Genomic DNA, 3,138 nt, shown 5'->3' with positions numbered 1-3,138 from the left:
TCCGTAATCAAGATCTCCGTCCCATACAAACAGATCTGTCAGGCCGTCTGGTACTTCCATCAAAAATGTCCATATACCATCATAATTTGTTTCAAATAGGCAGCAGCTAGGATCATTTGGGTCACAAATCTCTGTCGCTGGCTCCCCGCAGACCATCGTCCCGTCATCATTAAAGTTTGCATTTGGATATAAAATATTTAAGTCTTCAAATAGATAAAACATTTCTTCTTGAGAACCAAAAGGGGTAATAAATGATACCGGGAACATAGCAGGAACATACATTTTATAGTCTGTTCTTATCTTAAATACATTTTCAGAAAGACCAGGGACATTTGGATCAATAGGAGTAATTCTCATTGAATAAACATAATCACCCTGAGTAGAAAGGGCATTTGGTGAATTTGCAAAACTAAAATCTGACCAGTCGTTATTAGCCATGGGTGTTCCCTGATTAGCACCTGCACTGCCATCTCCAAACCAACTGGCAATTACAGGACCCGCTAAGCCAGACGCATCACCATTGGGATCTGCATATAACTCATACTTTATGTGAAATCTTGATCCCGGCCCAGGAGATAAATCCCAGTTCTCACTGGCCTCTCCGTCAAAAATACCAAAATGAAGACGTTCAGTATTGGAAACCAAGTTAATGACTATCTCTTGATCAACTATTGTACTTAGGTTAGTTCCGGCAATAGTTATAAATTTGCCATCGTTTGACGTACAATCGGGTAAACATTCTCGTGCATTCGCATAATTTATGCCAAAAATGCACATTGTAAATATAATAATATATAGATATCTCATAGATCCCCTCCATCAGTGCTTTGATTGTTTAATATCTTTAGAGATTTTTACAATCAGCTTGTAATTCAAGAATAATCTATATATGTGATTTGTGATATATATAGATATATCTATTTTAACCTATTAACAAACATCTGCAAATAGAGGAAAATCTTCTGGTTTGGGATTGCGGTTATAGCAGAAAAGTAGATTTGATATGATATTTAATAATATTCTAGGTAATGCCTTTTCTTATAGTAGATATTAAGCTATCCAGTGTTCCGTTTTGATTTATGGTCTCTAAATCGGTGATTAATTCAGTTATTTCACTACCAGAATTTACTCTAATTCGAAACTCAATTTCATTTTCTTCAAAGTACCCATTTATGAGCACCTTTATATTGTCTGGCAACTGTAAATCCTGGATCTTTTCTTTTACTTGTTGCTCAGTTCTGACTAGGTCTGGATAACGCATCTTTTTGAGCTCGGTCCTAAGATCATTTTTGTCGATCTTATTGTTATTATATTCATCATGTACCGTAGATAAAAGCTCTAGAATTGACTTTGAGTATATTAAAGCTAACTCTGATATATGCTGTATAACCTGCCTAGATTCATTGTTATTTAGTTTGTATTTTAGGAGAATCTTTTCAAGTATATTAGTTCGTGATTCCGAATTCAGCTCAGAGAGCATGAGACATTGCTCAATCGTAATTTTATCTTGATAAAATGCAGTTTTAATGTCGTTCTCTAAGGATGACATAGCTAAATATTTATCTAAATGTTTTCTATTTGGCGGGATATTATAGATAGGCAAAACATTACTTATGATTTCATTGTCATCTAATTCACACAGTGATTTATGGAGCCCTATCAATTCAGCTATTTCTAAATCTGATAGCCTATATTCGTTATCTGAGTAGATAATCCTCAGTGAGTCATCATCTTCAAGATCTGTCGTTTCATAGACTGAGCATGATACAGCATCAAATCCAAGATCTTGACATGCAAATAGCCTTTTCCAGCCGGTAATGATTTGATATTTTTCGGCTTTTTGTCTTAAAATCGGAGGGTTTAGAAGTCCTATGCCTTTAATTGAATCTGCGAGAGATTGGATTTCTTGTTTATAGCCAACAAGAAATGTGTGATCGTTAAAGTCTATAAATGACAAATTTATAGGTACTACATTCATCAGATTAGAACAGTGTTACGACGCCTAGCGCAGTACCCAAAACTCCCAAAGGAGCAAGATCATCAAGTGTATCAATACTCTTATCTACTTTTAAGAGTGTATCCTGTGCATCTCTATACAAGGTATCATCGTTCACCAGCTGACCCAATGTGCCCTGACCTGAGTTAATTTTCTCTAGTATGTCATTCAAGTTAGTGGCTGCACCAGTTGCCTCGTTATATAGAGTGTCATCATTTAAAAGTTTGCCAATTGTGCCACCTGAGGCGTTTAACTTCTTAGTAAGCTCCCCAAAATTGGTCAATGCAACTTTTGCATCGTTATATAAAGATTCATCATTCAACAGCTTACCAAGTGTGCCCTTGCCTTCTTTAATTGAAGTTGTTATCTCATTTACATTTTCAAATGTGCCCTCTGCTTCATCGTATAGTGAATCATCAGTAAATAGCTTGCCGATTGTCCCCTTACCTTCTTTAACATTCTCTAAAACGATATCAATATTGTCTACTATGTTTGAAAGCTGCTCTTTGTTTGAACCAAATACATCAAGCCCACTTAGTGCTCCGTCTATTGAGCTAACCGCAGAATCTACCTTAGTTAGTATCTGATTTATATCAGCCGGGTTTTTACTCGGCAAAACATCCCCTGAAACAGCAGGAGGACTTTCAGGACTACCAAATGTAAGATTGATATAACTGGTTCCCAGAAGACTTGTTAGATTAATAGTTGCAAGTGAGTCTTTTCTTATGCCAACATCTTTATCAACGCTAAACTCAACCTCGATTTTCCTGTCTTGAACACTTATATTTGAAACTTTCCCAACATCATAACCCTCAATTTTTACCGGGTTTCCCTGTCTTAGCTCTCCTATCGTATCAAAATAGGTTTTGAGTTTATACTCATTTTTAAAGAAAGGTATATCGCCAACGAAATCAAAGACCGCCAGCAATATAATAAGTCCTGCAACAAAGAATATCCCGACTTTTACTTGAGTATTCATTTTTCTTTATTCTCCCTTACTACTCAAATTGAGGTTTAATAAAATCTATTACTGCAGAATTATTCGATGCCTTAATCTGCTCTGGGGTTCCAACCTCTAAAATACGGCCTTCGCTAAGAATAGCTATTCTATCTGCAACATAAAATGCGAGTTCAATATCGTG

Annotated in this window: 3 protein-coding genes; all 3 read right to left on the bottom strand. The window is 36.0% G+C overall.

Features of this window, described 5'->3' with window-relative positions; translation table 11 throughout:
• On the bottom strand, window positions 1-807 hold an 807-nt coding region (locus tag AAF462_11240; GenBank protein MEM7009696.1), incomplete at its 3' end, for a hypothetical protein.
• 214 nt (window positions 808-1,021) lie between these two features.
• The gene (locus AAF462_11235) at window positions 1,022-1,957 is read right to left on the bottom strand and encodes a ParB/RepB/Spo0J family partition protein (protein ID MEM7009695.1); all 936 of its coding nucleotides are present in this window, start codon (window positions 1,955-1,957) and stop codon (window positions 1,022-1,024) included.
• Window positions 1,958-1,982: 25 nt separating this feature from the next.
• Window positions 1,983-2,975: an MlaD family protein gene (locus tag AAF462_11230; GenBank protein MEM7009694.1), complete on the bottom strand. Its 993-nt coding sequence runs from the start codon at window positions 2,973-2,975 to the stop codon at window positions 1,983-1,985.
• Between the last annotated feature and the right edge of the window lie 163 nt (window positions 2,976-3,138).

The organism is Thermodesulfobacteriota bacterium (assembly GCA_039028315.1).
Classification (GTDB): domain Bacteria; phylum Desulfobacterota_D; class UBA1144; order Nemesobacterales; family UBA2774; genus CR02bin9.
Note: the sequence above shows the minus strand (reverse complement) of the source record. Positions and strands in the feature narration are given on the sequence as shown.